The organism is Oscillibacter sp. PEA192, assembly GCF_003574015.1.
Taxonomy (GTDB): Bacteria; Bacillota; Clostridia; order Oscillospirales; family Oscillospiraceae; genus Oscillibacter; species Oscillibacter welbionis.
On the sequence record NZ_AP018532.1, the window covers coordinates 1,898,245 to 1,925,074 of the forward strand.

Sequence of the window (26,830 nt, forward strand, 5' to 3'; positions counted from 1 at the left end):
AGGGGCCGGGGATGCGGACGGTCTCCTGGCAGAAGGGATCAGCAGTTCCTCCCGGCTGTCCTGTTCACTCCATTTTCCGCAGCGCACCGCGCTGCTTAAGATACTCCTATGGTAGGGGATTTCGCCGGAAAAATCAACCCCGGAAAAAAGCCGCCCGGCGGGAGTTTCCCGCCGGGCGGCTTTGAAGGACGCAGGCGCATACATTTAGGCGTCCTTCTTCATCATGATGTCCAGGATGGTCTTGTCGGTCTCCACCATGCCGGGGGTGCTGACCAGGCCCATGTTGCGGATGGCCTGCTCCGGCGTCTTGCCGCAGATGCCGTCCGTGGACTGGAGCACCACATCGCTCATGGCCAGTTGGGCACACATGATGGCGGCGTTGGTGGCAGTAGCCAGCTTCAGGGCGCAGCCGATCTTGCCGCCGTCGCAGATCATACCGGTGAGGTTGCCGCTCATGTTGATGATGGCCTTGCCGATCTGCTCATCGCTGCCGCCCATCAGCCACACCATGGACGCGGCGGAGGCGGTGGCGGCAGAGACGCCGCAGCCGCAGGTGGCAGACAGCTTGCCGGTGAAGATCTTGATATACACGTTCAGGGTGTGGGAAAAGGCCAGCGCCTTTTCCAGCTGCTCCTTGGAGGAGCCCAGGTGCTTGGCCAGCTCCACCACAGGGATGATGGCAGTGATGCCGTGGTTGCCGCTGCCGGCGCTGCTCATAACGGCGTAGGGGCAGCCGCTCATGCGGCCCTCGGCGCTGCTGGCCACCCGCAGCATGGTGTTGGCCGCGAAGCTGTCGCCCAGCAGGTCTGCCTTCTTCAGGGCCGTGGCGATGCCAACGCCCAGGGTGTGCTCCAGGCCGAAGCCGGCCAGCTTCTCATTCATATCCATGCCATCCAGCATGAAGGCCAGCTCCTCCTCGCTGCACTGGTCCACCAGGGCGCGGATCTCCGCCACAGTCATGGGAGCCAGCCGCTCATGGAGCTCATCCTGTCCACCGGCCGCATACTCCTTCTTCACCAGCACGTCGTTGTTCCGCACGGTGAGGACGATGTTGGAGTGGGTACCCCGGATCTCGCTGATGCCGATGCCGGCGGTGGTGATTACCTCTGCCCGGGCATACAACTGTGTCTCCTCCTGCTTGATCATCACCACCACATGGCGACCCTCCACCAGCCGGATGGCCTCGTCGCTGACGGCGGGGGTGATGTCCTCCAGCAGCTGGAGGCTCTTCTCCGGGTTATGCAAGCAGGCGCCCAGAGCGGCGGCGTACTTCAGCCCCACCCGGGAGAAGCCGGGGATGCCCACGCTCATGCCGTTCTTATAGATGCCGGGGTTGACTTCCACCTTGATGGAGACGATGTCTCCGCCGATGGCATGGCTGGCGTCAGCGGTGGCCAGGGCCACGCACACCGGCTCCGTGCATCCCAGAGCGGGGACGACCTCCTGCCGCAGCAGGGTCAGCAGTTCTTCTTTCGTAATCATGAGGGAAGCTCCTTTCTGTATCCAGGCGAATCTCCAATGGCCCGCAACATATTCAACCTGATAAGATAAGCAAATTTCGTGCCAACTGCCTCCCCCGTGAATTTCCTGAAAAAACAGCCTCTCCCCCTTGTAAAGGAGAGCGAATTATGGGAAAATGGTCAAAGTAAATGGTTAATTGGGAGGTGAGCTGCGTGGAAAAAAAGGCAATCTCCATCATTGCGCTGGACCCCAGAGCTGCCCGCTCCTATGGGCGGGATGTGGAGGGCCTGTTCGGAGAGGTGGCGGATGTCTCGGTGTTTTCCGTCATGGACGGGAGCGCCATGGGCATGCTGCCCCATGCGGATCTGTTTGCCGCCTCCACGGACGCCTTTGGGTCGCCGGAAGAGCTGGCCCGCCACGTGCCTATCGACAGTCAGACCATGGCGGTGCAGGCCTCCTTCCGCTGGCAGGAGCTGCGGCGGCTGAAGGAACTGCCCGCCGGCAGCCGGGTGCTGTTTGTCAACATGACGGAGACCATGGCCCGGGAGGCCATCGCCCAGCTGGAGCAGTTCGGCATCACCCACGTCCATTGGATTCCCTTCTATCCCGGGGCAGAGCTGCCGGGGGATGTGCACATCGCAGTGACACCGGACGAGATGCGCTATGTGCCGGAGGAGATCGAGACCAAAATCGACGTGGGACAGCGGGCCTGCACCTCCGGCATGATGATCGAGATCGCCCTGCGGCTGGGGCTGGAGCATCTGCTGGAGACGGAGAAGTTCCAGACCTATTTCCAATCGATTGCAACCAGCAATTACAGCTTTGACCAGATGTTCGCCCGCTCCATCCGGCTCGAGAGCCAATTCCATATTTTAATGGAGACGCTGGAGGACGGCGTGGTGGGCGTCAACGAACGGGGCGAGGTCTTCGCCTGCAACCGCCATGCGGAGGAAATCACCCGTACCAGCGCCGACTTGGTGATGGGCAAGCCGGCCTCTCAGGTCTTCCCCTATCTCCCCTTCTCGAAATGTTTACAGGAGCGGGAGCGGCTGCCTGCCAAAATCATCCGCCTCAACGGCATCAACGTCAGCGCGGAGGTAGTGCCGGTGATGCGGCAGCGGGCCTGCATCGGCGCGTTTGCCATCCTGCAGCGGTTCAACGACGTGGAGGCCCGGCAGAGCCAGCTGCGCAACCAGCTGCTTCACAAGGGCTACCGCGCCAAGTACGGCTTTGAGGATGTGATCGGGGAGTCGGATGCCATCCAGAAGGCCAAGGAGGTGCTGCGGCGGATGGCTGTCAGCGAGAGCCCCATCCTGCTGATCGGCGAGACCGGCACCGGCAAGGAGCTGTTCGCCCACGCGGTCCACCGGGCCTCCCGGCGGCGGAACGGGCCCTTCGTGGCCATCAACGTGGCGGCCTTCCCGGAAAACCTGCTGGAGAGCGAGCTCTTCGGCTATGAGGAAGGGGCCTTCACCGGCGCCAAAAAGGGCGGCCGCCTGGGCCTGCTTGAGATCTCCCACCAGGGCACGCTGTTTCTGGACGAGGTGGAGGGCATGAGTCCGGCTCTTCAGGTCAAGCTGCTCCGGGTCCTGCAGGAACGGGAGATCATGCGGGTGGGCGGCACCTCCATCATTCCCATCGACGTGCGGATCGTGGCCGCCACCAACGAGTCTCTGGAGCGGAAGGTGGCGGAGGGCACCTTCCGCCGGGATCTGTATTACCGTCTCAGCACCCTGCCCATCGTCATCCCGCCCCTGTCGGAGCGGGGGGACGATCTGTTCCTGATCCTGGAGCAGTTCCAAAAGGAGCTGGGCGGCAGCTTCCGCCTGACGCCCCAGGTGCGGGGCTTTCTGAAATCCTACTCCTGGCCGGGCAACATCCGGGAGCTGCGGAACGTAGTGGAGTACTTTCTCTACACTGGCCACGATCCCATCACCATGGAGGACCTGCCCCCCACCGTGTTCCACAGAGCCCCGCAGGCGCCGATCCGGCAGTTGCCGGAGACGCCGCAGCAGCCTTCTTCTGATGTGTTCCGTTTTGTGCTGGAACAGCTGTATCAGGCCTCAGAGGCCCGACAGCCCATCGGCCGGGAGCGGCTGCTGCAGCTGGCGCGGGATGCTTTTGTCCCCACTTCCCAACAGGAAATCCGAAGCATTCTGGCCCAGATGGCAGACCAGGGACTGGTCCGGGTCAGCAGGGGGCGGGGCGGCAGCCAGCTGACGCCGGAGGGCCGGCAGCTATACGAAACTGGTCGAATTTGATATTTAGATCAACCAATAAAACCATTTGAAAGCAAATTTGAGAAAACCGGTACCAAAATACGGCTCCGGGCGGGTTTGGCTTATCTGCCAAACCCGCCCGGAGATTTTTGGTTAGAATTTCCGATTGTCTCCTCTGTTTTAAATTCTTTTTCCGTTTCCTCGGTAATTCCCGCTTTTTTGGCATATATTTTGCTATATAACAAAGCATCAGCGCACAAGAACGCCGCAGAAAGGATGGATACCAATGACCTACCAGTTTGACGCGGTGGTGGACCGCTCCGGGAACCACTCCGCCAAGTATGACGAGCGGAAGAAGAAATTCGGCACAGAGGACGTGATCCCCCTGTGGATCGCGGACATGGACTTCAAGACCGCCCAGCCCATCATCGACGCCCTGAAGGCCCGGGCCGAGGAGGGCATCTGGGGCTATACCGCCCGGCCGGATAGCTATTTTGAGGCCATTCGGGGCTGGCAGAAGCGCCGCAATGGCTGGGACATCGACCAGTCCCTCATGAGCTTCAGCCTGGGCGTGGTGCAGACCCTGTCCGCCTGCGTGAAGCTGTTCACCCCGGAGGGTGGCAGCGTCCTGATTCAGACGCCGGTGTACTCCGAGTTCTATGATATGACCGAGGCATGGAACCGCAAGGTTCTGGAGAATCAGTTCGTGGAGAAGGACGGCAAGTGGACCGTTGACTGGGCAGACTTTGAGGAGAAACTGAAGCAGGCGGACCTGTTCCTGCTGTGCTCCCCCCACAACCCCCTGGGCCATGTCTGGACGGAAGAGGAGCTGCGCCGGATGATGGAACTGTGCCTGAAGCATCACGTGCTGGTGGTCTCCGACGAGATCCACTCCGACCTGATCTTCCACGGCAAAAAGCACATCCCCACTGCCACCCTGTCCCCCGAGATCGCCGCCAACGTCATCACCGGCATCTCTGGCACCAAGACCTTCAACCTGGCCGGCCTGCAGGCCAGCACGGTGGTGTTCCCCAACGCGCACAAAAAGGAGGTCTTTGACAAGTTCTGGATGAACATGGATATCCACCGGAACAACGCCTTCTCCCTCACCGCCATGGAGGCGGCCTTCAACCAGGGCGAGGAGTGGCTGGACCAGCTGCTTCCCTATCTCTCCGCCAACTTTGACTATGTGGTGGACTACTGTGAAAAGCGCATCCCCAAGATCAAGACCTATGCCCCCGACGCCACCTATCTGATGTGGCTGGACTGCCGGGAGCTGGGCATGGGCAATGAGGCGCTCCACGACTTCATGATCCAGAAGGCCAAGCTGGGCCTCAACGACGGCTGCTCCTTCGGCCGGAGCCTCAATGGCTTCATGCGCCTGAACGCCGCCTGCCCCCGCGCCACTTTGGAACAGGCCATGCGCCAGCTGGAGGCCGCTGTCAACAGCCTGTAATCCCCAGCAAGAGCGCGCAGAGAAATAAGGGAAAAGGAGAAAGAACATGGCAACCATTCAAAAGAAGAGCTTCTGGCAGCAGTACGGAGGCCTGATTCTGATTCTGGGCGGCATCGCCATCGGCGCCCTGATCGGCGCTTTCGCGCCCTCTGTGGGTACCACCATCAAGCCCATCGGCGATATCTTCCTGAATCTGCTGTTCACCATTGTGGTTCCTCTGGTGTTTGTGTCCATCGCCTCCGCAGTGGGCAGCATGGCCAACATGAAGCGCCTGGGCCGGATCCTGGGTTCCACCGTCGGCACCTTCATCTTCACCGGCCTGATCGCAGCGGCCTGCGTGCTGACCTGGGTCAACCTGTTCAGCCCCTCCGCAGGCGCCTCCATCCAGCTGACCACCGGCGAGGTAGGCGAGGCCCAGAGCGCAGGCGAACTGCTGGTCAGTTCCCTGACTGTGTCCGATTTCTCCGACCTGTGGGATAAGTCCAACATGCTGCCCCTAATCATTTTCGCCATCATCTTCGGCTTCTGCGTGTCCGCCTGCGGCGGCGACGAGAGCCCTATGGGCAAGCTGCTGAACAACCTGAATGACATCATCATGAAGTTCGTGGGCGTCATCATGTTCATCGCTCCCATCGGCTTGGGCGCCTACTTTGCCAACCTGGTTGCCACCTATGGTCCAGAGATCGTGGGTGACTACGGCCGGTCCATGCTGGTCTACTATCCCCTGTGCCTGCTCTATGCGGTGATCTTCTTCCCGCTATATGCCTTCCTGGCCGGCGGCAAGCTGGGCGTGAAGCGGATGGTCAAGAACATCTTCCCGCCTGCCATCACAGCCTTTGCCACCCAGTCCTCCGCCGCCACCATTCCGGTCAACAAGGAGGCCTGTGACAACATCGGCGTGCCCAAGGACGTCAGTGACCTGGTGCTGCCCATGGGCTGCACCATGCACATGGACGGCTCCGTCCTCAGTTCCATCGTGAAGATCGCCTTCCTGTACGGCGTCTTCGGCAAGGACTTCGTCGGCGCGGAGACCTATGCCATGGCCATCGTTGTGGCCATTCTCTCCGCCTTTGTGCTCTCCGGCGCTCCCGGCGGCGGCCTGGTGGGCGAGATGCTGATTGTCAGCATGTTCAACTTCCCCGCCGAGGCATTCCCCATCATCGCCACCCTGGGCTTCATCTTCGACCCTGCCGCCACCTGCCTGAACTCCTCCGGCGACACCATCGCCTCCATGATCGTCACCCGTCTGGTGGAGGGCAAGGACTGGCTCGTGAAGGCTGTGGCCGCCAAGAAGGAGACCGCCTGATTCCAGCGCTTTCCAGATTGATTTTATCAGCTATCCAATTTTAGAAAAGGAGTTTTTCACATGAACGTCATTGAAACCAAGAACGCCCCCGGCACCATCGGCCCCTATTCCCAGGGCTACGCCTTTGGAGATCTGGTCATCACCTCTGGTCAGATCCCGGTGGACCCCGCCACGGGCACTACCCCCGAAGGTATCTCCGCCCAGGCGGAGCAGAGCTGCAAGAACGTGGGCGCCATCTTGGAGGCTGCCGGTTCCGGCTTTGACAAAGTTGTCAAGACCACCTGCTTCCTGGCGGATATGGGCGACTTCGCCGCCTTCAACGAGGTGTACGCCAGGTATTTCACCTCCAAGCCCGCCCGCAGCTGCGTGGCCGTGCGGGAGCTGCCCAAGGGCGTGCTCTGCGAGATCGAAGCCATCGCGCTGAAGTAACGGAGGTATCAGATGAAAGTCACTGTCATTGGAAGCCACCTGTGCCCCGACACCCTGTACGCCCTGAACCGCCTGTCCGAGGTCAAGGCGGAGATCGAGTTCAAGAATCTCTCCGCCAGCCTGCCGGACCTGAAGGCCTATCTGGCCCTGCGGGACAGCGATCCCCACTATGAGGCCGTTAAGAAAAACGGCGGCATCGGCATCCCCGCCTTTGTCCTGGAGGACGGCACCGTCACGCTGGATCTCGGGGACGTGCTGAAATAAAGCGATCACAAAGCCCGGCGGGGGACCTGAAAGGTCCCCCGCCGGGTTTCTGCTGTTCTTCAAACCTCCGTGACGGCTCCTGTACCGCCCTCCTCCATCTGCCGCAGGGCCGCCAGGGTGCCCAGAGTGGTGCCCAGCTGGGTCAGCAGGATCGCCGTGCGGGACAGCTCCTCCGTGGTCATGCATTTTGCCATGGCCACCGCTGTGGCGTAGACTCCTGTGCTCCAATCATAGGCATCCATCCCTCGGCCCCCTCCCTGGTGAACAGTGTATGAGGCGGCGAGGGATTTCTTGACGGGGGCGGCGTGTCATTTCTCCAGCAAAGAGGTCAGATACGCCGTCTCTGTCCGCAGGTCCGCAGAGCCGGTGTACCAAAGGGTAAGAACCTGTTTTCCCTGCCGGAGCACGGCGAATTGTTCAGGACTTCCGATTCCGTCCGCCTCCTCTGCCCACCAGAAGCCGTCCAGAGCCGGGGCCTCTATTGGGTCCAGCGGCAGTTCCGGCCGGCTGTCCAGAAAGCCGGCCCGATTCTCGGCCAGCTCTGCCGTCAGGGTCCGGGCCAATCCGGCTGTCAGCATACGGTAATACGCGGTCTGGAGAAAAGCCTGCTCCCCGTCGGGCAGCACCGCAGACTGGCGGGCAGCGTACATCTCCGGCGCGATGGGAAGGGATTTTTCCTGCACCTCTGTCCGCAAAGGCTCCAGGCCGTCCAGGGCTGTCAGGTCCGCCAGAACCATCTGCACCGGCGGACGTTCCCCCGCTTCATAAACCGTCCGCGCCGCATGGTCCCAACCAGAGGGATTGCCGTCCAGATTCTGAATGCTGACCACCAGATTCAGCACAGATATGACCAGTGCAGCGCCCCACGCCAGCTGTCCCAGCCGCAGCTGACGGCGGTATGGCTTGGGCCTCTCCAGCGGGACACCCGCCGTCAGAGTCTTCCACAGCCGCCAAGTGTTCCGGGCATCCAGCCAGAGCTGCACCCCCAAGATGGTCAGCAGCGCCGCAGCCACCAGCGGCGCGGCTACAAAGCCCAGCCAGCTGGCGTTTCTCAGGATGTTCTCCAGAGAAGCAACCGAAAGCGCCACCGCCAGGATGAAATACGCCGTCATTGCCAGCCAGATCAGCCCGCCCCCCACTGTGCGGAAGATCATCCGCCGCTTTAAGTATCGGTATCCCTCTCCCTGGACCACCGGGTCCGTGTCCAGCTCCGGGGCATTCGGGTCATCGCACCGCCAGACCCAGAAGGGCCCCAGCTGCCCCACCAGCCGCCAGCCCATGCTCCGGTATGCCTCCACCCGCTCCGGGTCCAAAGCCTCTTTCCACCTTTGGAGGGGCTGGAGCCGGAAGCGGCACTCCCACGGTTCGTCCAGCAGCAGGTCCACCCGGCTGCCCGTGAAGCAGACGGGGTTCTCCCCCTTGCGGGCCAGGTCCTCCAGCCAGGTCTCCACCGCCGCCACGTCGTAGATGCTGATGGGGCAGCTCTTCCGATAGGAGCTCTGCCCATGTCTGTTTTCAGCGCCCATTCTCCTCTCCCCCTCTCCGCTGATCTACTGAAATTTCATCAGAACGGCGGCGAAGTAGTCAGTCTGTATCCGCAGGTCCTTGTGCCCGGTATAGGAAAACATCAGCACGCAGTTTCCCCGCCGGGCCACCACGCACTGGCACGGATCCTCTCGCCGGGAGAGCTGCTCATCTCCGGCCCACCAGAAGCTGTCCAGTCCGGGGACCTTTAGCCGTTCCGGCTCCCCGCCGCCGAACCACTCCTGCCAGGTCTTGAGCTCTTCCTCCACCCGAAGGGCCAGCCCTTCCGTCCCCATGCGGTAATACGAGGTGTTGCCGGAGATCAGATTCAACGGGCCGCCGGGGCCTTCCGTGGACTGCCGGGTCCAGTACATCCGGGGTGCCAACAGCAGGGACTTGCGCTCAGCGGAAAAACCGGTCAGCTCCTCCGAGCCCTCCAGCTCCCGCAGATCCACATACACCACCTCCGCCAGCGGCTCGCCGTCCCCGTCCATGGCCGACCGGGTGAAATGGGGATCTCCGCCATCCGGGAGCAGCCAGGATATCAGGACGCCCGCCCAAATCAGGACCATTACCGCCTGCGTGACCCGTTTCTGGAGCCGCCAGGATCTGGGGCGTTCCAGAGGGACGCCGGTGCCCAGCGACCGCAGCAGCCGGCGCATCCGGAAGGCGTCCAGCAGCTCGACCCCCACCGCGGCCGCCGCCATCAGCAGCCAGAACAGTCCCTCGCCCGGCAGGGCATGCTCCAGCTGATCCACCAGAGGCATGTCCCCGGCGCCCCAGAACCAGGGAAGGACACAGATCCCCAGGCACACCAGCAGGATCGCGGGCAGCCGCAGCAGATGGCGCCGCATTTTTCGCTCAAGATACCCGTACCCCATGCTCTGGACCACCGGGTCCGTGTCCAGCTCCGGGGCGGCCGGGTCGCCGCAGCGCCAGATGTGGAAGGTCCCCGCCAAGGTGCAGACATATTCCCACCCCAGCTCTCTGTAGGCATCCGTCATCTCCGGCGGCGGAGACTTCTCTTTGCGCAACAGGGGCTGGAGCCGGTAGCGGCTGAGAGCGACGGAGCAATCCTGATAAAAGATTCCGTAAAGCCCCCGGAACCGCAGCAGGTGATAGCCCTCCCGGTCCCGTTCCTCCAGCCAGGACTCCACAGCAGCCACGTCATAGAGCTCCACAGGCCGGAACTCCCTGTATTCCTGCCGACCGCTCATAGATCGCTCCCCCCCTCTCTTTCTGCTGAACCTCCGCCAGGACGGCAGCGTGCCGCTCCGCCAGATCTATCGTTGGCTCCGTGGTGCCTGTGGAGATGCTCCACACCTGATCCCCCAGCCGGACCACTAGGAACCAATACCCGTAGTCGTCGCGAGTGGACACCCAGGTCTCGTCCAGTCCGGGGATCTGCCAGGCCATGACGGGCCAGCCTTTCTCCTGGTAGTCCGCCAAGATGCCGTCTACCAGATCGTCCGCCAGCCAGGGGAAACGGAGGCGGTAGTAGCGGTTCTCCATCTCCCAGTCGCCCATGCCCTCAAAGGTCCACCACTGGTCTGTGGTAAGCCAGTTGTCCCAGTGGATGGCCTGGACCTCCTGCAATCCCTTTTCCGTGATATATGGGACCGGCTCGTCAAAGGTCTCCGCCGGTTCAAAGGGCCGCGATCTGGGGTCCGCCATATCGGCGCAGAGTGATGCGATGTAAATTCCCCACAGCAGCATGATCGCCAGGGACAATCCGCAGGCCAGCCGGTAAGGCCGCCTGTGGCACACGGGTACTCCCGCCCGCAAAGGCCGCAGATACCGTCGTAGAGACCACCACTGCCGGAACGCCGCCAATGCGAGTGCCAGCAGAAAGCCCCAATAGGCGGCCTCCCGCCACAGTGGCTTCCACTCCTGCACACTCCATACGAGAAGGGTTCTCTCTGTCAGAAGCGTCTGTACCGCCAGCACCGCCAGAAGCGCCGTGACCGCGGCCCAGAACTGCGTCACCTTTTGCTGGCGGCGGAACAGCCGGTCATATGCCTGGGCCTCTGTCTCCGGGTCCGTGTGGAGTTCCGGCGCATCGGGATCGTCGCACCGCCACAGGTGCATGGACTTGCCGGAGGTGTCCACATACTCCCAGCCCATAGACTGGTAGGCCGCCAGGCGCTCTGGGTCCGGGCAGCTCTCCTTTACTGGGGCAGGCTCCAGTCGGTAGCGAACAGCCTTTGGCTCCCCCTTCTCAAAGACCGCCAGGAAGAAAATACCGGGAACCGAGACGGCAAACCACCCCCGGGCGGCCTGGTCCTCCATCCGGGCCTGCTGGGCGGCTACGTCGTAAATGTTCATGGGCATCAGCTTCAGCATGGCGTTTCCCCTCTTTTTCTATTGAAACTCCGCCAGGACGGCGACGAAGTCGTCCAGGTGGTCCATCAGGTCCCGGTCTGTCCGCACCCGCTCCATCAGCACCGCCCGCCCCATCCGGCCGATGAAGCATCGGTTTTTACCCGTGTCGATCACCACCGCTTGGTCAAAGCGGCTGTCCGCCACCTCCCGGACCTCTACCACGGACCAAGTGTCCAAGAAATTCGCTAAGCGTTCCCGATACAGGGCCTCCGCCAGGAAGGTGAACCGCACCCGGTCGAAACCGGCCCACAGGGACGCTTTAAAATCCCAGCGGAACTGGCTGACCTCCCGGTGATCCGTCAGCAGACTCCGTCTCTCCCGGTAAACAGATGAATCCAAGGGCAGGGCGGCGGCCTCCGGGGCCACTGCCTCCATGGAGACATAGGGCAAGGGCTCCGGCGCGTCGGACAAGGGCATCTCCTGCTGGCTGCCGAATACAGATACGGCAAGTGCAGCCACCAGTCCGCAAATCCCCCAGGAGACGAGATTCTGCCGCCTCCGCCGCCGTAACGACGCATCCAGGTCCTCAGTATCCGGCGCCATCCCCGCCTCCAGCTGGCGGCGCATCCGCTGAACGCCCCGCAGCGCCCGCAGATTGCCGCAGAGCCACTCCAGGGCACAGACCACCGCAAGCAGCCACACAGCCCACATCCCTTTCAGGAACACATCCACCGGCTGGCCGCTCTCCCAGAGGCTGCGAAACTGCAAGATCGTCCAGACAACAATCAGCACCATGGAGATCAGCCTATGTCGCCGGAACAGCCGCAGCTGCCTCTCCCAGGTCAGACACAGGGCAGAGGGATCTGTAAACAGCTCCGGCGCCTGTGGGTCCGCGCAGGCATAGACCCGATAGTCCCCCAGGACGCCGGCAGGCTCCCACCCCATTTCCCGGTAAGTCTCCTCCCGCTCACATTGGGCGTCATAGGTCTCTGTCCGCAGGGGCTCCAACCGATACCGGAGCTTCCTGGGCTCCGCCGACTCAAACTTTCCGCTGCCATAGCGAGAAAACGACACCGGCCGCCAGCCCTGGACAGCTTTTTCCTCCAGCCACCGCTCCAGAAGGGCGGTATCCCAATAGGCCTCCGGCATGAGAAAACGCTTTTTCACGGTGCCTCCTCTCTCATCCCCGGCAGCAGCCGCTCCGACGCCAGCTCCTCCCGCTCGCCATCGGCCACGCAGAGGCGCAGGCGGGAGAGCTCCTGCCGGAACAGGGCCCGGCCCCGGTCCGTGATGGCGTAGGTCCGCTTCCGCCCCTCCACCGCCGCCTCCCGGATCAAGCCCTCCTCCTGAAATTTTGCCAGAATCGTGTACAGCGTCCCTGGCCCCAGGGGTACCCGACCGGCGGTGGCGTCATCCACATACCGGACAATCTCCGTGCCGCACCGCTCCTGCCGCAGCAGGCTCAACAGCACATAGAACATGCTCTCCGTCAGGACTTTCAGCGGCTCCCTGGCCATGGTATCCCCCCTAATATCGAAACACGATACTTTCTGGGTTCACTATAATATCGTTGCACGATATTGTCAAGCTGTCTGTTCGCTTCCAGCTCTGGAATGTTTTGAGGGTTGCAGCCCGCCCCCTCCCTCCTGTATGCTCTTGTACAGCAGCGACAAACCAGAAAGGACGAATTTTCCCCATGAAACGAAAACTTCTCTGCGGCCTGCTGGCCGCCCTTACCCTGACCTGCGCCACCGTCAAGGCGGCCCCCAGCCGGGTGGTGCCCGTCCAGGTGGACGGCACCGTTCTGAGTCAGGGCGTCAACTACCTGCAGAGCGGCGTGACCTATGTTCCCCTCCGGGGACTGCTGGATGCCTTCGGCGGCTGGAGCGTCTGGTGGGACAGCAGCCGAAAGGTGGCTGCCGCCGCCTCCGGCAGCCAGTCCGTCACCGCAAACCCGTCCCGAAATACCGTGACGGTCAACGGCCGTACATACAGCGGCAAGGTCTTTGTGGAGCGTGGCCGGACCTACATCCCCCTGCGGACTCTGGCCACCGCCCTGGGCGGCAGCGTGGCCTGGGATCCCCAGCTGGGCGGCGCGGCGGTGACCTCTCCCGGCGCGGATCACAACGCCATGGACCTTTACTGGCTCAGCCGCATCATCAGCGCCGAGAGTCGGGGCGAGAACATGACCGGCCAGATCGCCGTGGGCAATGTGGTGCTGAACCGGGTTGCGGCGAAGGAGTTCCCCAACACCATTCCCGCCGTGATCTTTGACCGCAAGCACGATGTCCAGTTCACGCCCGTCTCCAACGGCACAGTGTACCTGCCCCCCACGGCCAAATCCGTGGAGGCGGCCAAGCGGGTCCTGAACGGCGAGAACACCGCCGGCAAGGCTCTTTACTTCTACGCGCCCGCCCTGTCCCAGGGCACCTGGATCAACGCCAACCGGGCGTATCTCAAGACCATCGGCTGCCACCGGTTCTACCTGTAATTGACATTTCTCAGCCAGGGGGCTAAAATAGGGCCATCAAGAAGCAAAGGAGCAAGCCACATGCTGTTTTCCGATCATCCCCGGACCCACTACCGCAACGCCCCGGCCCATGAGGTCATCTGCCAGTTGCGGTTCCCGTCTATTCTCACCATCAACAGCGTGGAGCCCGCCGATTTTCAGGAGGCCATCCGCGCGGAGTTCCCCCAGTATGCCCGGCGCCAGGACGCCGCGCCGCCCCGCATCACCGGGCTGGGCAGCCCCAATCCCAAGGTGGAGCAGCAGCCTCCGGTGACCAATCACAACTTCGTCTCCGAGGACAACCAGTGGAAGCTGAATCTCACCAAGGACTTCATCGCTCTGTCCACCCTCCACTATCCCGGGTGGGAGGAGTTTGCCCGCCAGCTGGACAAGCCGCTGGCCGCCTTTATCCGGCTGTACAAGCCCGCCTATTTCCAGCGGGTGGGCCTGCGGTATGTGAACATCTTCTCCCGTGCCCGGCTGGGGCTGGAGGGTGCCCGCTGGGCGGAGCTGTTCTCTCCTGCCTACACCGCTCCCATGCAGGAGGCGGAGCTCCCGGAGGACCGCTTTCTCAACTGCGCCTGTGATCTGACGCTGAAGCTGGATTCCAGCTGTCAGGCCAAGGTCCACGCGGGCCCCGGTGTGGTGAAGCGGAACGCCCCCGGCGTTCCCCAGGACCCGGAGGTGAAGTTCATTTTTGACATGGATCTGTCCATGACCGGAAACACCCCCTGCACCCTGGCCGCCGGTGCGCTGGAGACGCTCCACGGCCACTCCACCCGCCTGTTTGAAGGTGCTGTCACCGACAGGCTCCGGGACGCCATGGAGGCCGGATAATCTGCGAAAAAGCCCGGGAGACGTGTACGGACGTCTCCCGGGCTTTTTGTACATGTTGTCACTTCTGGAACATGGGGGTGGAGAGATACCGCTCGCCGCTGTCCGGCAGCAGGGCCACGATGGTCTTGCCGGCGTTCTCCGGCTGCCGGGCCAGCTGGGCCGCTGCCCACACGGCGGCGCCGGAGGTGATGCCCACCAGAATGCCCTCAGTCCGGGCCAGCTCCCGGCCCGTAGCGTAGGCATCCGCATCCGTGACCGTGAGGACTTCATCCAGGACGCTGCGGTCCAGATTCTCCGGCACAAAGTTGGCGCCGATGCCCTGAAGGCCGTGGGGGCCCGCATGGCCCTCCGTCAGCAGGGGCGAGGAAGCGGGCTCAAAGGCCACCACGCGCACAGCGGGGTTCTGTGCCTTCAGATACCGGCCCACGCCGCTGACAGTGCCGCCGGTGCCGACCCCGGCCACAAAGATGTCCACCTTCCCCTCCGTGTCCGCCCAGATCTCAGGGCCAGTGGTCTTCTCGTGTGCCGCTGGATTGGCGGGGTTTTCAAACTGTCCTGCGATGATGCTGCCGGGAATGGACTGATGCAGTTCTTCCGCCTTGGCCACAGCACCCGCCATGCCCGCCGCTCCCGGCGTCAGGATAATCTCCGCGCCGTAGGCGGCGATCAGAGCCCGGCGCTCCACGCTCATGGTGTCCGGCATGGTGAGAATCACACGGTAGCCCTTTGCCGCAGCTGCGGCAGCCAGACCGATACCGGTGTTGCCGGAGGTAGGTTCGATGATGGTGCCGCCGGGAGCCAGACGGCCCTCCATCTCCGCCCGGGCGATCATGTTGGCAGCCACCCGGTCCTTGGCGCTGCCCGCGGGATTCATGCACTCCAGCTTGGCCAACAGCACGGCCTTCAGGTCGTGGTTCCGCTCGTAATTGCACAGCTCCAGCAAGGGCGTGCGGCCGATCAGCTCAGTGACGCTGTGATAAATAGGCATTGGAAATCCCTCCGTTCTGAATGAATAGCCTCATGATACACCTGCCGCACCGGGTTTGCAACGGACCATTTGCCGAAAATCCGCCTTTAATTCATAGCATTTTTATAGGATATGGAAGAAAAAAAGCGGACCGCCGACAGGCGGGCCGCTTTGAGATGGTATACTCAGGCCACCACGGGGATTTCCACAATCCCGGCGGCACCGGCGGCGATGCTGTACTCGGGGAACACCAGCGTCACAGAGCCGTCCTCATTCAGATAGAAGGAGGTGGCGTCATCCACAGTGGTGAAGCCGCCCTGCTCCGGGGTGAAGAAGAGGCCGCTCTCATCCGCCGCGATCTTCGCATTTACGGCGTCATTGCAGATGCCGACCCAGTCCTCGCCCAGCACGTCGGCCAGGGTGATGTCCTTGTCGTTGGCCAGGTCCAGGTTGTAGCAGTACCGCTGCTGCATGGCAGCGACCCAGCCCTCAGCGAAATCCACCACAAAGGAGACCGTAGTGTCGGTCTGGCTCTTGATCTCGTAGTCGATAAGCACGTTCATCTCCCGGTCGGCCCACTCTTCCTCGGTGCCGCCGGTAGCCAGGAATGCATCCTTGTAATCATCCCAGTCCGCCTGAGCCTGGGCCAGATGGGCGTCCACCCGCTCCTGGATCTCCGCGTTGACCTTCTCGGCCAGGTCGCCCTCAGACTCCACACCGGGGACGGTCACCTTGTAGTCGATGCCGTTCTCCACGGTCTCATAGTCCCGGATCGTCAGGACCTGGAACAGCCCGCCCAGCACCGGTACATCCGCAGCCGCAGCCGCGAAGGTCGGGGAGACATTCAGGCCCGCCATCAGCACAGCCAGACAGGCGGCCACGCTGCCCGCAGTCCGCCGGACCACCTTATAACCGCGGCTACGGCTGCTGGTCCTGCCCTGCCGGATGCCTGCGCGGACCCGGGCGTCCAGCTCCTCCGGAATGGGGGTGGACTCATATTCTTCTCGTGCACGCTTGAATTCGTTCATAATTGATCTCCTTCCATTGATATCCGTAATTTCTTCAAGCCGGTGTACAGTCTGGTTTTCACGGTGTTCAGATTCCAGCCGGTGACGGTGCTGATCTCCTTGAGAGACAGGTCCTCATAGAACCGCAGCTTGATGATGGTCCCCACCTCTGGCGGCAGAGCGTCCACCCGTTGGGCTAGCGTGCCGTCCGAAGGCAGAGGGTCCTCATAGCTGCCGGCGTCCAGTGCCTCCGGCGGGATCAGCGTCACCCGCTTTCGGCTGCGAAGCACGTCCATGCACACGTGAACCAGAATGTGATAAAACCACGCACGGAGGGCCTCCGGCTCCTTCAGCTCCCCCTGTTTCTCCAGTGCCCTGCAGACGGCGGTCTGCACCGCGTCCAGAGCCTCTTCCCTGTTTTTCAGGTAGCTGTACGCCAGTCGGTAAAACCGCGCCTGATCCGTTACGAGATAGTCGGTCAGTTGCTTTTCCAGGATATGTGACACGTTTCTCATGGTCCTTTCCGTTCGTTCTGCTGTATAGACGCGCCGGGAGCGGAAAAAGTTTGGAGGGAGAACAATTTTCTGAAAAATTTTCTGCGCAAAAAAGAGACCGGTCTCCCGGTCTCTTTTCATCGGCTGGAATCAATCGTAACGCAGGGCGTCGATGGGGTTCAGCTTGGCCGCCTTGTTGGCGGGGAGATAGCCGAACAGGATGCCCACCGCCACGGAGACGCCGAAGGCCACACCGATGCCGCCAGCCGTGGGCATAGCCACGAAGCCATCGTTGCCGGTGCCCAGCACCAGAGCGATGACATTGGTCAGCACGTTGGCCATGAGGATGCCCAGTATGATGCCGATGGCACCGCCGATGGCGGAGGTAGTGCCGGCCTCAATGATGAACTGGCTGCGGATGTCCCGGCATTTGGCACCCAGGGATTTTCGGATGCCGATCTCCCGGGTCCGCTCCGTGACGGACACCAGCATGATATTCATGATACCGATGCCGCCCACCAGCAGGCTGATGGCCGCGATGAGGATCAGGATCATCATCAGGGTGTTCAGCATGGAGTCCATGGCGTCCATCATCTCTGCGGAGGTCATGACCATGTAGTAGTCCGAGGACTGGTAGGTCTTGAACAGCCGGTTTTCAATGATGCCCTTGGCAGCAGACGCCGTATCCCGGTCCGTACTGGTCATCAGATACATGTCCCCATATCCGCCCCCCAGCCGCTGGGCATTGGCATAGGGGATGTAGATCACATCATCGACGCTGCCCTCGGTGCTGTCGCCGCTCTCCGCCAGTACGCCCACTACCATGTAGGGCACGCCGCTGACGGAAATCGTCTGACCCAGCGGATCCGTCCGGAAAGCGTTTTCCGCCAGATAGGAACCGATGACACACACATTCTGATGGCGCTCCACGTCAATGTAGCGGAGGAAGCGGCCATTCTCCAGGCTGGAGCCCTGCATGGTCTTCTGGGTGTCGGCGCGGTAAAATGCCTCGCTGACGCCGTAAATGCTGGTGCGGTCGAAGTCCTCCGTTCCCTGCCGCACCTTGGCTGTGGCGGACACATAGGGCGTAACGCCAGAGAGGTACTGGGGGTACTTCTCCACAAGCGCGTACATATCTTCCGTGTTCACGTCCCGGGTGCCGCCCTCGCCGCGGCCGTAGACCATCACCTGGATCAGGTTGGAGCCCAGCTGCTCGAACTGGGCGTTCATGTAATTCTGCATGCCGTTGCCCAGGCTGGTGATGATGATGACCGCCGCCACGCCGATGATGATGCCCAGCATGGTCAGCAGCGCCCGCATCTTGCTGAGCAGCAGGGATTTGATGGCCAGCTTGAAGGATTGGGTGAAATTCATGCCGGCTCCCCCTCTCCCGCGTCCTCCTGGGGCTGGACCACGGCCTGGGGATCACTGGCGTCCCCGTCGTAGATGATCCGGCCGTCCTGCAGACGGACGATGCGCTTGGCCTTGACAGCGATGGAGTTGTCGTGAGTGATGAGGACCACGGTGTCCCCCTCCTGGTTTAGCTTCTGCAGGAACCGCAGCACCTCCCGGCCCGTGCGGGAGTCCAGGGCGCCCGTAGGCTCGTCGGCCAGGATCACCGACGGATTCCCCGCCAGGGCCCGGGCGATGGAGACCCGCTGCTGCTGGCCGCCGGAGAGCTGGCTGGGCAGGTTCTTCCGCTTGTCAGCCAGACCTACCCGCTCCAGAGACTGGATGGCCCGTTCGCGGCGCTCCTCTGCGGAGACGCCGGCGTACAGCAGCGGCAACTCCACATTCTCCTGCACCGTCAGCTTGGGGATCAGGTTATACTGCTGGAAGATAAAGCCCAGCATTTTGTTGCGGATCTCCGCCTGCTGATCGTCCTCCATGGTGGACACATCAATGCCCCCCAAGTGGTAGGTTCCCGACGTGGGAACGTCCAGGCAGCCGATAATGTTCATGGCCGTGGACTTGCCGGAACCGGAGGAGCCTACGATGGCCACGAACTCCCCCTGATCCACCGTCAGGTTGATGCCGTCCAGGGCGTGGACGGTCTCCTCTCCCATGTGGTAGATCTTGTAGATGTCTTTCAGTTCAATGAGATGGCTCACGGGATCAGCCTCCCATCATCATGTCCATCAAACTGGAAGCCTGGTTGCTGATGAGGACCACATCGCCCTCCTCCAGGCCGTCGGTAACCTCGATATACTCGTCATCGTTCCGACCCAGGGTGACCTCCTTGGTCTCCAGCTTGGTGACGTCCACCACGCTCAAACCGTCCTCACTGAGGGCGCCGGGGCCGGGAACAGTCACCGTGTTGCCCCGTTCCACCGCATCCACGGGGATGCACAGGGCGTTGGGGACCACTTCGCCGATGATCTGAGCGGAGACATTCATGCCCGGCCGCAGATCGCCGTAGTCCTCAATGATGATGGTGACGGGATAGCTGGTGGCACCGTTGGCGGTAGTGCCGTTGATGCTGACCTTATCCACCACGCCGGAGAACGTCTGGCCCTCCAGAGCGTCGGCGGTGATCCGCACCTCCTGCCCCACTTCTACCTTGCCGATGTCCAGTTCATCCACTGCCATCTCCAGCTCCAGATAGCTCAGGTCGTAAATCACCGCCAGCGTGCCGGAGGAAGCGCCGTCCACCTTGTCGCCGGCCTTGAAGTTCTTCTCAATCACGGTGCCGGCAATGGGAGATTTGATGTTGTAGTCATCCACTGCGCCGGAGGCAGTGCTGGCAGAGAGCTGGGCGGACTGGAGGTTCAGCCGTGCGCTCTCGATCTGGTCCCGGATGGTCTCGGACTCCACAGTGCACAGCACCTCGCCCTTGGTCACCGTGCTGCCGGCCAGCTTGGAGAAATCGTTCACCGTGCCGGAACCGGAGGCATACACCACAGAAGAGGCGGGCATGGACACCGGAGCCTGGCCGTAGCTGGAATAGCTGCCGATGATGGCGGAGGCAGTGACGGCGTCGGACACCGTACCGGGATTGTTCAGCCGCACCCGGACGGAGACGGCCTCCTTGCCGTTGCTGGTGATGGTGGTGGAGTTGGAGACATAGGTCACCGTGCCCATCTGAGAGCCGGCGTAGCCGTCCACAAACACGGTGGCGGCCTGCCCCACATAGAAGTCACTGGGGGAGGCAAAGGGGAACAGGAAGTCGATGGACAGCTCCGTGCTGGCCACGATCTTCGCCAGCTGCGTCCCAGCGGTGACGCTCTCGCCGTTGTGGACGTAGATCTCGCTCACCGTGCCGGAGATGGGCGCCGTGGGGTGCAGGGCCTCCTGGGCCTGCTGATAGGACATCTGGGCCTGCTGCACGGAGATCTGGGCCCGGTCCATGGAATCCTGGGCGTCGCTGCTGTCCATGGTGTAGAGCAGGGTGTCCTTGGTCACAAGGTCGCCCTCTTCAAAGGGAGCGCTGACGATATCGCCGGAGAGCAGGGTGGTGACGTTGTAAGAGTCCGCCGGCTGCAGCGTGGCGGTGCCGGAGACGCTGACCGTCAGATCCTGCCGGGTGACGGTGGACACCAGATAGCTGCTGCTGAGTTGGGTGTTGACGTTTTTGGTCAGTCTGGACACGCAGCCCGCCACAATGGCGATCACCACTACCAAAATAATCAGAATTTTCAGCCAGCGCTTCTTTTTCTTGCCGCCAAAGCCCTTCAGGGAGAATTTCTTTTTCTCCGTCTTTTCCGGCGCGGGCACGCTGGGCGCCTCGGCGGAGGTCTCGTTCATCCATTCAGTTTCCATGTTATGTAATCTCCTTGTTCTCGATTTCCGCGGTGGGGCGCTTCCCCATACCGCGCTTGAAGATGTTCAGAATGTTTTCCAGGCGATCCCGGGTCCCGGGATCGCCACCGGCCTGCAGGCCGGTGTAAATCATGGGAGCCGCCACAACCAGCAGTGTGCCCAGGATGTCGCCCAGGTCCCGGTCCTGCCGCAGGTCCAGCAGGTCCGGATTCACCGCGCCGCCCAGGCGCTGGAGAAGCGTTTCCGCATCCAGCATTTCCAGCAGCCCATTCTTCTGCATCCCGCTGTTGCAGCGGATGATTCCGGTCATGGCGCCGATCTCTCCCAGGTGCTGATTGTCGATTTTTGCCTGCACGTAATCATACAGATCCAACAGCGCCTGAAAAATGTCGCCGCCGTTTCGGAGCAGAAACTCCTCCAGCAGCATGAACAACTGATCCACATATCCCTTCAGCAGATAGCGGAACAGGTCCTCCTTATCCTGAAAGTACATGTAAAAGCTGCCCCGGGGGATGCCTGCCTCCTTGATGATCTGGTTGATGGACGCCTCGTTGAAAGGCCGGTGGGAAAACTCCCGGGTGGCCGCCTCCAACAACTTCTCCTGCTTTTCCGCCGGCAGATTCAAAAAAGTGCTGCTCGGCACGCTGTTTCATCCTCTCTTATACGAAATAGAAGGTCCGTTTTCTTCAGCGCCGCCCCTGATTTTATACCTTCCTCCCGGGGGAAGGTCAAGGGGTTTCCGGCGAATGGAAAAAAGAAACATGACAACCTGTCGCTTATCATAGCTGACAAGTTGTCATATTGCAAGAGGGAATTGCGAAAATTCACAAATATTTCACAGTGTTTCCGTCACTTCATACAGAGGTCGGACCCGCTGATAGGGCTGAGGCCGGTACTCCACCGAAGCGATCCGCCGTCCGGAGACACCGTACTTGGGGGAGTAGCCGAATAGATCCACATACCGATCCAAATCGTCCCGCTCCGCCGCCATGGCCTCCAGCAGCACCGCTGCGGCCCGGGCGTCATCCACCGCCCGGTGGCTGTTCACCGCCTGATCCTCCAATCCGTAGGCTGTGATGGCATCGTTGAGCTTGTGAGGGTAATCCCGCCGGTCCCGGTACACCGTGAGGACATCCAGAAACCGGGGTGCCCGCAGGACATCCGCCCGCCCGAAGGGCCGCAGGAAATGATAGAGGAAGTTCAGATCGAACTGGGCGTTGTAGGCCGCCAGCAGCGTCCGCTCTCCCCCGCCCAACAGGTTGCAGAACGCCTCACAGGCGTCGGCTTTCTCCACGCCCTCCTGTTCCAGCTGCTCTTCCGTGATGCCGGTGAGCTGGGTGATAAAGGGCGGCAGCGTCCGCCCCGGGGAGAGGCGGAGCAGCAGGTCCATGCAGTCCGTCTCTCCCTCCGCGGAAAAGGCGGCGGCCCCCAGCTCGATGATCTCGTCCCGCCCGAACTCGATGCCGGTGGTCTCCGTGTCGAATACCACGATCCGGTCAAATTGCTTCCAAAGGCCTGTCTCCATGGCAGTCCCTCCTGTCGAATGTTGTCTTTTCAGAATAGGGCGGCCAGCCGGAATTGTCAAGGGGGTGCCGCCGTTGACTTTCTCCCCCGGGCCGGATAAAATGAAGGCAGAATCTCGGAGAGGAGGGTACTCTGTGAAGCGCGGACTTGACACCGCCTCCTAAAATCAACCAATTATTTTAGGAGGCTTATATGAACGACAATTTCTGCCCGTCCCACACTGTGGTGGAACTGGATACCTGGGAGCGCGGCCCTGTATTCCGTCATTTTATCGACGACCTGCGCTGTGTCATGAGCCTGACGGTGGATCTGGAGATCTCCCGATTCCTGAAGCGGCTCTCGGCCAGTGGCTTCCGCTTCTACCCCGCCATGATCTGGGCGGTGTCCAACGTGCTCAACGCCCACGCGGAGTTCCGGTACGGCTGGGACGATCAGGGGCGGCTGGTCCTCTGGGACCGGATCGAGCCCTACTACGCCCACTTCCACCCGGACAGGGAGACCTTTGCGAAGCTGGTGACGCCCTTCTCTTCGGACCTGGAGACCTTCCACCGCCGCTTTCTGGAGGATCGGACACGGTACGCCGCCCTGGACCACTTCGACCTGACGGACGTGCCGCCCAACACCTTTGATGTGTCGTGCCTGCCCTGGGTCCGGTACCGCAGCTTCGACATGCACATCTTCGACAGCGGCACCTATCTGGCCCCGGTGGTCACCTGGGGAAAATATGAACGGGAGGGAGACCGGACGGTCCTGCCCGTCTCCCTGAATATCCACCACGCCGTGGCGGACGGATTTCATCTGTCCCGGTTTTTCCTGGAGCTACAGGAGCTGCTGGACGCACCGGCGGAGCATTCATAAATTATAAAAAGAAGCGGGAGGCATCCAGCCTCCCGCTTCTCTTCGCTCAATGATCGAACTTGTCGATTTGGACGCTGTCGCAGTACTGGGCTTTCAGCTCCTGAAGACGGCCGAATATCTCCGTCTGGCAGTGGGCCTGCTGGAGCTCCGGCGTGGTCCAGCTCTCCACCAGCAGCAGGTCCTCCGGTGCCTCCGCCGCCAGGAAGTAGTCGTACTTCAGGTTCCCCTCCTCTTTCAGGGAGTTGGCCCGGATGCCCAAATCACAGAGGGCCTGATAAAAGGCCTCCCGTTGGCCGGACTTGCAGTGATAGGTGACGTTCCAAGTTAACATAAGATATCCCCTTCCATTTTATGGTCAAATTTCTTCACTTGCGCACTCTGTTTCCGTCAAAAGCTCCGGCGCCAGCCGGGCCATGTCCGCCGGGATGGGCGCCGTCAGGGACAGATGCTCTCCCGTCACCGGATGGTCCAGATCCAGAGCGTAGGCGTGGAGGGCCGGCCGGGGGATCAGGTCCGGGTCCTCTTCCCCGTACAGCCAGTCCCCTGCCAGGGGGCAGCCGATGGAGGCCATGTGCACCCGGAGCTGATGGGTCCGCCCTGTCTCCGGCCGCAGCCGCAGGAGGGACAGGCCGTTCGACCTCCCCAGCACCTCATAATGGGTGACGGCCCGGACACCGTCAGGCCGGACGCACCGGCCCACCACAGAATTCGGGTCCCGGCCGATGGGGGCGTCGATAGTGCCGGATTTCGGATCCGGACAGCCGATGCACACCGCCCGGTACTCCCGGCAAAACCTCTCCGTGTGGAGCGCGTACCGGAGCCGGTCGTGGATGTAGCCGCTCTTGGCTACCACCATCAGTCCGGTGGTGCCCTTGTCCAGCCGGTTCACCGGGTGGAACACGAAGTCCGCGCCCCGCTGCCAGGCCAGGGCTCCGGCCACGGTGGGCGTGTCCGGCAGGAAATTGGAGGCGTGGGCCGTCATACCGGCAGGCTTGTTCACCACCAGCAGATGGCCATCCTCCCAGACGATGGGCAGGGGCCAGGGCCCCGGCGTGGGGCGCACCCGGGGCGGACGGTGGTCGCTGGTCTCCACCTCCAGCACGTCGCCGGTGTGAAGGATATCCACTGTACGGGCATGGATGCCGTTGACCCGGATGCCGTTCTCCGTCCGGGTCAGCCGGGATATGGCGTGGGAGGAGACATGGAGCGCAGCCTTCAGGATATGCCGGACCGTGGCGCCGTCCTGTTCCGGCGGCAGGGTATATGAAATCGTCTCCATCGGACACCTCTCCTTCGGCGCAGCAGAAAAATCCCAAGCGGCAGACAGGCAGCGTCCAAGGCGGCGAACACACCCCACAGACCGCTCCAGTACCAGGCCGCCGTGTCGAACATGGCTACCAGCAGCCGATGCCAGAAAAGCAGCTCCGCCGCGATGGCGAGGAGGTCGAACAGCACATATCCACCGCCCAGCAGGTAGGCCCACCGCCCCCGGTGCAGGCAGAACAGAAAGAACGACAGGGCTCAAAAGGCCGGAACTCCTGCATGGCAAAACCTCATTTCTCTGTTATTGTACTCTGACGCCACTCTGTTTGCAAGGGTTTTGGCTCTAGTAAAACGCCATCCTTCATGGTACAATAGGAGCAGTTTTTTTCAGGAGGAACTCCCATGCTCTTATCCGCAGAACATCTCTCCATCAACTTCGGCAGCCGCCAGCTGCTGGATGATGTGAATTTCTATCTCAACGAGGGGGACAAGGTGGGCGTTATCGGCATCAACGGCACCGGCAAGTCCACCTTTTTGAAGGTTCTCTCCGGCGTCACGGAGCCGGACGGCGGCACCATCTCCCGGAACCCCAACGTCCAGGTCAGTCTGCTGCCTCAGAACCCGGCAATGGAGGAATCCGCCACGGTGCTGGAGCAGGTCTTCCTCCACTTCCCCGCCGAGTTCCGGGAGCTGAATGAGTATGAGGCCAAGGCCATGCTGAACCGGCTGGGGATCACAGACTTTGCCCAGAAGGTGGGGACGCTCTCCGGCGGCCAGCGGAAGCGGGTGGCCCTGGCGGCGGCCCTGATCCACCCGGCGGACGTGCTGATTCTGGACGAGCCCACCAACCACTTGGACAGCGAGATGGTAGCCTGGCTGGAGGACTGGCTCCGCCGGTTCAAGGGCGGCCTGGTCATGGTGACCCATGACCGGTACTTCCTGGAGCGGGTGGTGAACCACATCACGGAGCTCTCCCGGGGGAAGCTGTACCACTATGAGGCCAACTACTCCAAGTACCTGGAGCTGCGGGAGCAGCGGGCAGAGATGGTGGAGGCCAGTGAGCGCAAGCGCCAGTCTATCCTCCGGGTGGAGCGGGAGTGGATCATGCGGGGCTGCAAGGCCCGGACCACCAAGTCCAAAGAGCGGATCCAGCGGTACGAGGCCCTGCTGAACCAGGAGGCACCGGAAACGGACGAGGCCGTGCAGATGGCGGCGGCCTCCAGCCGCCTGGGGAAGAAGATCATCGAGCTGCGGGATGTGTCCAAGGCCTTTGACGGCCGTCCCATCGTCAGCCGCTTCTCCTACAACCTGCTGCGCGGTGACCGCATCGGCATCGTGGGCCGCAACGGCGCCGGGAAGTCCACCCTGCTCCACCTGATGGCAGGCGAACTGGCACCGGACAGCGGCACGGTGGAGGTGGGCGCCACCGTGAAGATCGGCCACTTCTCCCAGGAGGGACGAGAGCTGGACCTGAACCAGCGGGTCTACGACTTTATCCACGACATCGCCGATGAGGTCAGGACCGATGAGGGCACCTTCTCCGCCAACCAGATGATGGAGCGGTTCCTCTTCCCCGGTGATCTTCAGTCTGTGCCCATCGGGCGGCTCTCCGGCGGGGAGCGGCGGCGGCTGTATCTGCTGTCCGTGCTGATGGAAGCCCCCAACGTGCTGCTGTTGGACGAGCCCACCAACGACCTGGACGTGACCACCCTCTCCATTTTGGAGGATTATCTCCTGGGCTTCCCCGGCCCCATTCTGGCGGTATCCCATGACCGGTTCTTCCTGGACAAGCTGGCGGAGTCCATTTTCGAGGTCCGGGGAGACGGGGAGATCCACCGGTTCACCGGCAACTGGACGGACTGGCAGGCCAAGCGCCGGGCGGAAGAGGCCCCCTCTCCCAAGGCGGAAAAGCCCAAGCCCGCGGCAGAGCGTCCCCGGGAACGGAAACTGAAATTCACCTTCAAGGAGCAGCGGGAATTTGAGACCATCGACGCGGACCTGGCGGAGCTGGAGGCTCAGATCACCGCCTGCCAGACGGAGCAGGAGAGCTGCGGCAGCGACTATGTGAAGCTCCAGGAGCTCCAGGCCCGTCAGGCGGAGCTGGAGGCCGCTCTGGAGGAAAAGACGGAGCGGTGGGTATATCTGAATGAGCTGAAAGAACAGATCGACGCGCAGAATGGGTGAGGGGCCTTTCATCAGGAATCGGCGTTCTGCACCGTACGTACAAGTATTCTGTCAAGGGGCGGTATCTCGGCGGAATAGCACTTTACGCCTTGTGTTATGAATATCAAAATCGCGGAGGCCCTTCCAGGCGTTGGACCTGGAAAAAGAGGGGCATTGCCTGTGGGCAAGACGATGTCCATACTCTCTGCGAAGCATTGGAGATACCACGCGGCACACTCTGCAATCACATTCTTCGCAACAAACGAGCGAATGCCCAGTTTGAGAAACGCAGGGAGGAATACCGCCTTCTGATCTGTGAGGTCTTTGCTGAATATCGGCAGGTACTTGGCGCTGAAAAGATTTGGATGATTCTCGCACGGCGCGGGCATCAGGTCGGCGCCAAATTTGGCGCTGACCTGATGCGGGAGATGGGGTTATCCAGAGTTTGAAACTGCGAGAACCGGAGGA

27 protein-coding genes are annotated in these 26,830 nt (G+C 61.9%); 10 read left to right on the forward strand and 17 right to left on the reverse strand.

Annotation, left to right across the window (positions count from 1 at the left end; genetic code table 11):
• Positions 1-204: 204 nt before the first annotated feature.
• Positions 205-1,482, reverse strand: a complete 1,278-nt coding sequence (locus DN611_RS09370) for an L-cysteine desulfidase family protein (protein WP_119311156.1) — start codon at positions 1,480-1,482, stop codon at positions 205-207.
• A gap of 191 nt (positions 1,483-1,673) precedes the next feature.
• Between DN611_RS09370 and DN611_RS09375 the strand changes: the two genes are divergently transcribed.
• From DN611_RS09375 to DN611_RS09395, 5 genes are all read left to right on the forward strand, one after another.
• Complete coding sequence (locus tag DN611_RS09375; protein WP_025543966.1) at positions 1,674-3,722, forward strand: sigma-54 interaction domain-containing protein; 2,049 nt, start codon at positions 1,674-1,676, stop codon at positions 3,720-3,722.
• Between the two features lie 244 nt (positions 3,723-3,966).
• Entirely contained in the window at positions 3,967-5,136 is a 1,170-nt protein-coding gene (locus tag DN611_RS09380) for a MalY/PatB family protein (RefSeq protein WP_119311157.1), read from the forward strand.
• 46 nt (positions 5,137-5,182) lie between these two features.
• A complete protein-coding gene (locus tag DN611_RS09385) occupies positions 5,183-6,442 on the forward strand; it encodes a dicarboxylate/amino acid:cation symporter (protein ID WP_119311158.1) in 1,260 nt (419 codons plus the stop codon).
• Positions 6,443-6,502: 60 nt separating this feature from the next.
• Positions 6,503-6,871, forward strand: a complete 369-nt coding sequence (locus DN611_RS09390; RefSeq protein WP_119311159.1) for a RidA family protein — start codon at positions 6,503-6,505, stop codon at positions 6,869-6,871.
• A gap of 12 nt (positions 6,872-6,883) precedes the next feature.
• Entirely contained in the window at positions 6,884-7,135 is a 252-nt protein-coding gene (locus DN611_RS09395) for a hypothetical protein (protein ID WP_021748271.1), read from the forward strand.
• Between the two features lie 59 nt (positions 7,136-7,194).
• On the opposite strand, the gene DN611_RS09400 is transcribed toward DN611_RS09395, so the two are convergent.
• From DN611_RS09400 to DN611_RS09425, 6 genes are all read right to left on the reverse strand, one after another.
• Positions 7,195-7,377 (reverse strand): DUF6774 domain-containing protein, encoded by a 183-nt coding sequence (locus DN611_RS09400; protein ID WP_021748458.1) that lies wholly within the window; start codon positions 7,375-7,377, stop codon positions 7,195-7,197.
• Positions 7,378-7,443: 66 nt separating this feature from the next.
• Positions 7,444-8,661 carry a DUF2812 domain-containing protein gene (locus DN611_RS09405; RefSeq protein ID WP_119311160.1) on the reverse strand — a complete coding sequence of 406 codons (1,218 nt, stop codon included), beginning with the start codon at positions 8,659-8,661 and terminating at the stop codon, positions 7,444-7,446.
• 24 nt (positions 8,662-8,685) lie between these two features.
• Positions 8,686-9,876 (reverse strand): DUF2812 domain-containing protein, encoded by a 1,191-nt coding sequence (locus DN611_RS09410; protein ID WP_119311161.1) that lies wholly within the window; start codon positions 9,874-9,876, stop codon positions 8,686-8,688.
• Complete coding sequence (locus tag DN611_RS09415; protein ID WP_119311162.1) at positions 9,827-11,002, reverse strand: DUF2812 domain-containing protein; 1,176 nt, start codon at positions 11,000-11,002, stop codon at positions 9,827-9,829. The genes DN611_RS09410 and DN611_RS09415 overlap by 50 nt, the downstream gene beginning before the upstream one ends.
• An 18-nt stretch (positions 11,003-11,020) precedes the next feature.
• Positions 11,021-12,148 (reverse strand): DUF2812 domain-containing protein, encoded by a 1,128-nt coding sequence (locus tag DN611_RS09420; RefSeq protein WP_119311163.1) that lies wholly within the window; start codon positions 12,146-12,148, stop codon positions 11,021-11,023.
• Positions 12,145-12,498 carry a PadR family transcriptional regulator gene (locus tag DN611_RS09425; protein WP_119311164.1) on the reverse strand — a complete coding sequence of 118 codons (354 nt, stop codon included), beginning with the start codon at positions 12,496-12,498 and terminating at the stop codon, positions 12,145-12,147. Before DN611_RS09425 ends, DN611_RS09420 begins: the two co-directional genes overlap by 4 nt.
• A 179-nt stretch (positions 12,499-12,677) precedes the next feature.
• On the opposite strand from DN611_RS09425, the gene DN611_RS09430 reads away from it, so the two are divergent.
• Together DN611_RS09430 and DN611_RS09435 are read left to right on the forward strand one after the other, a co-directional pair.
• A complete protein-coding gene (locus DN611_RS09430) occupies positions 12,678-13,472 on the forward strand; it encodes a cell wall hydrolase (RefSeq protein ID WP_025543960.1) in 795 nt (264 codons plus the stop codon).
• Positions 13,473-13,532: 60 nt separating this feature from the next.
• On the forward strand, positions 13,533-14,327 hold the full coding sequence (locus DN611_RS09435) for a TIGR04255 family protein (protein ID WP_025543959.1): 795 nt from the start codon (positions 13,533-13,535) through the stop codon (positions 14,325-14,327).
• A gap of 58 nt (positions 14,328-14,385) precedes the next feature.
• Here DN611_RS09435 and cysK read toward each other — a convergent pair whose 3' ends face one another.
• From cysK to DN611_RS09475, 8 genes are all read right to left on the reverse strand, one after another.
• Positions 14,386-15,315, reverse strand: coding sequence for a cysteine synthase A (gene cysK, locus DN611_RS09440; RefSeq protein ID WP_025543958.1), 930 nt, complete (start codon positions 15,313-15,315; stop codon positions 14,386-14,388).
• 164 nt (positions 15,316-15,479) lie between these two features.
• Positions 15,480-16,322, reverse strand: a complete 843-nt coding sequence (locus DN611_RS09445) for a DUF3298 domain-containing protein (protein WP_119311165.1) — start codon at positions 16,320-16,322, stop codon at positions 15,480-15,482.
• The gene (locus DN611_RS09450) at positions 16,319-16,816 is read right to left on the reverse strand and encodes an RNA polymerase sigma factor (RefSeq protein ID WP_036627189.1); all 498 of its coding nucleotides are present in this window, start codon (positions 16,814-16,816) and stop codon (positions 16,319-16,321) included. Before DN611_RS09450 ends, DN611_RS09445 begins: the two co-directional genes overlap by 4 nt.
• Positions 16,817-16,945: 129 nt before the next feature.
• Positions 16,946-18,169, reverse strand: coding sequence for an ABC transporter permease (locus DN611_RS09455; protein WP_021748448.1), 1,224 nt, complete (start codon positions 18,167-18,169; stop codon positions 16,946-16,948).
• Positions 18,166-18,906, reverse strand: coding sequence for an ABC transporter ATP-binding protein (locus DN611_RS09460; protein WP_021748447.1), 741 nt, complete (start codon positions 18,904-18,906; stop codon positions 18,166-18,168). Before DN611_RS09460 ends, DN611_RS09455 begins: the two co-directional genes overlap by 4 nt.
• A 4-nt stretch (positions 18,907-18,910) precedes the next feature.
• On the reverse strand, positions 18,911-20,554 hold the full coding sequence (locus DN611_RS09465; protein WP_021748446.1) for an efflux RND transporter periplasmic adaptor subunit: 1,644 nt from the start codon (positions 20,552-20,554) through the stop codon (positions 18,911-18,913).
• 1 nt (position 20,555) lies between these two features.
• Complete coding sequence (locus DN611_RS09470; RefSeq protein ID WP_021748445.1) at positions 20,556-21,197, reverse strand: TetR/AcrR family transcriptional regulator; 642 nt, start codon at positions 21,195-21,197, stop codon at positions 20,556-20,558.
• 192 nt (positions 21,198-21,389) lie between these two features.
• Positions 21,390-22,079, reverse strand: a complete 690-nt coding sequence (locus tag DN611_RS09475) for a 3'-5' exonuclease (protein WP_021748444.1) — start codon at positions 22,077-22,079, stop codon at positions 21,390-21,392.
• Between the two features lie 191 nt (positions 22,080-22,270).
• Between DN611_RS09475 and DN611_RS09480 the strand changes: the two genes are divergently transcribed.
• Positions 22,271-22,936, forward strand: a complete 666-nt coding sequence (locus tag DN611_RS09480; RefSeq protein WP_119311166.1) for a CatA-like O-acetyltransferase — start codon at positions 22,271-22,273, stop codon at positions 22,934-22,936.
• Between the two features lie 46 nt (positions 22,937-22,982).
• Here DN611_RS09480 and DN611_RS09485 read toward each other — a convergent pair whose 3' ends face one another.
• Together DN611_RS09485 and DN611_RS09490 are read right to left on the reverse strand one after the other, a co-directional pair.
• The gene (locus DN611_RS09485) at positions 22,983-23,267 is read right to left on the reverse strand and encodes a putative quinol monooxygenase (RefSeq protein WP_119311167.1); all 285 of its coding nucleotides are present in this window, start codon (positions 23,265-23,267) and stop codon (positions 22,983-22,985) included.
• A 24-nt stretch (positions 23,268-23,291) separates the two neighbouring features.
• A complete protein-coding gene (locus DN611_RS09490; RefSeq protein ID WP_119311168.1) occupies positions 23,292-24,215 on the reverse strand; it encodes an RluA family pseudouridine synthase in 924 nt (307 codons plus the stop codon).
• A gap of 386 nt (positions 24,216-24,601) precedes the next feature.
• Here DN611_RS09490 and DN611_RS09495 point away from each other — a divergent pair, with 386 nt between their 5' ends.
• Positions 24,602-26,383: an ABC-F family ATP-binding cassette domain-containing protein gene (locus tag DN611_RS09495; RefSeq protein ID WP_119311169.1), complete on the forward strand. Its 1,782-nt coding sequence runs from the start codon at positions 24,602-24,604 to the stop codon at positions 26,381-26,383.
• A complete protein-coding gene (locus DN611_RS17315; protein WP_119311170.1) occupies positions 26,380-26,811 on the forward strand; it encodes an IS3 family transposase in 432 nt (143 codons plus the stop codon). Before DN611_RS09495 ends, DN611_RS17315 begins: the two co-directional genes overlap by 4 nt.
• Positions 26,812-26,830: the final 19 nt, after the last annotated feature.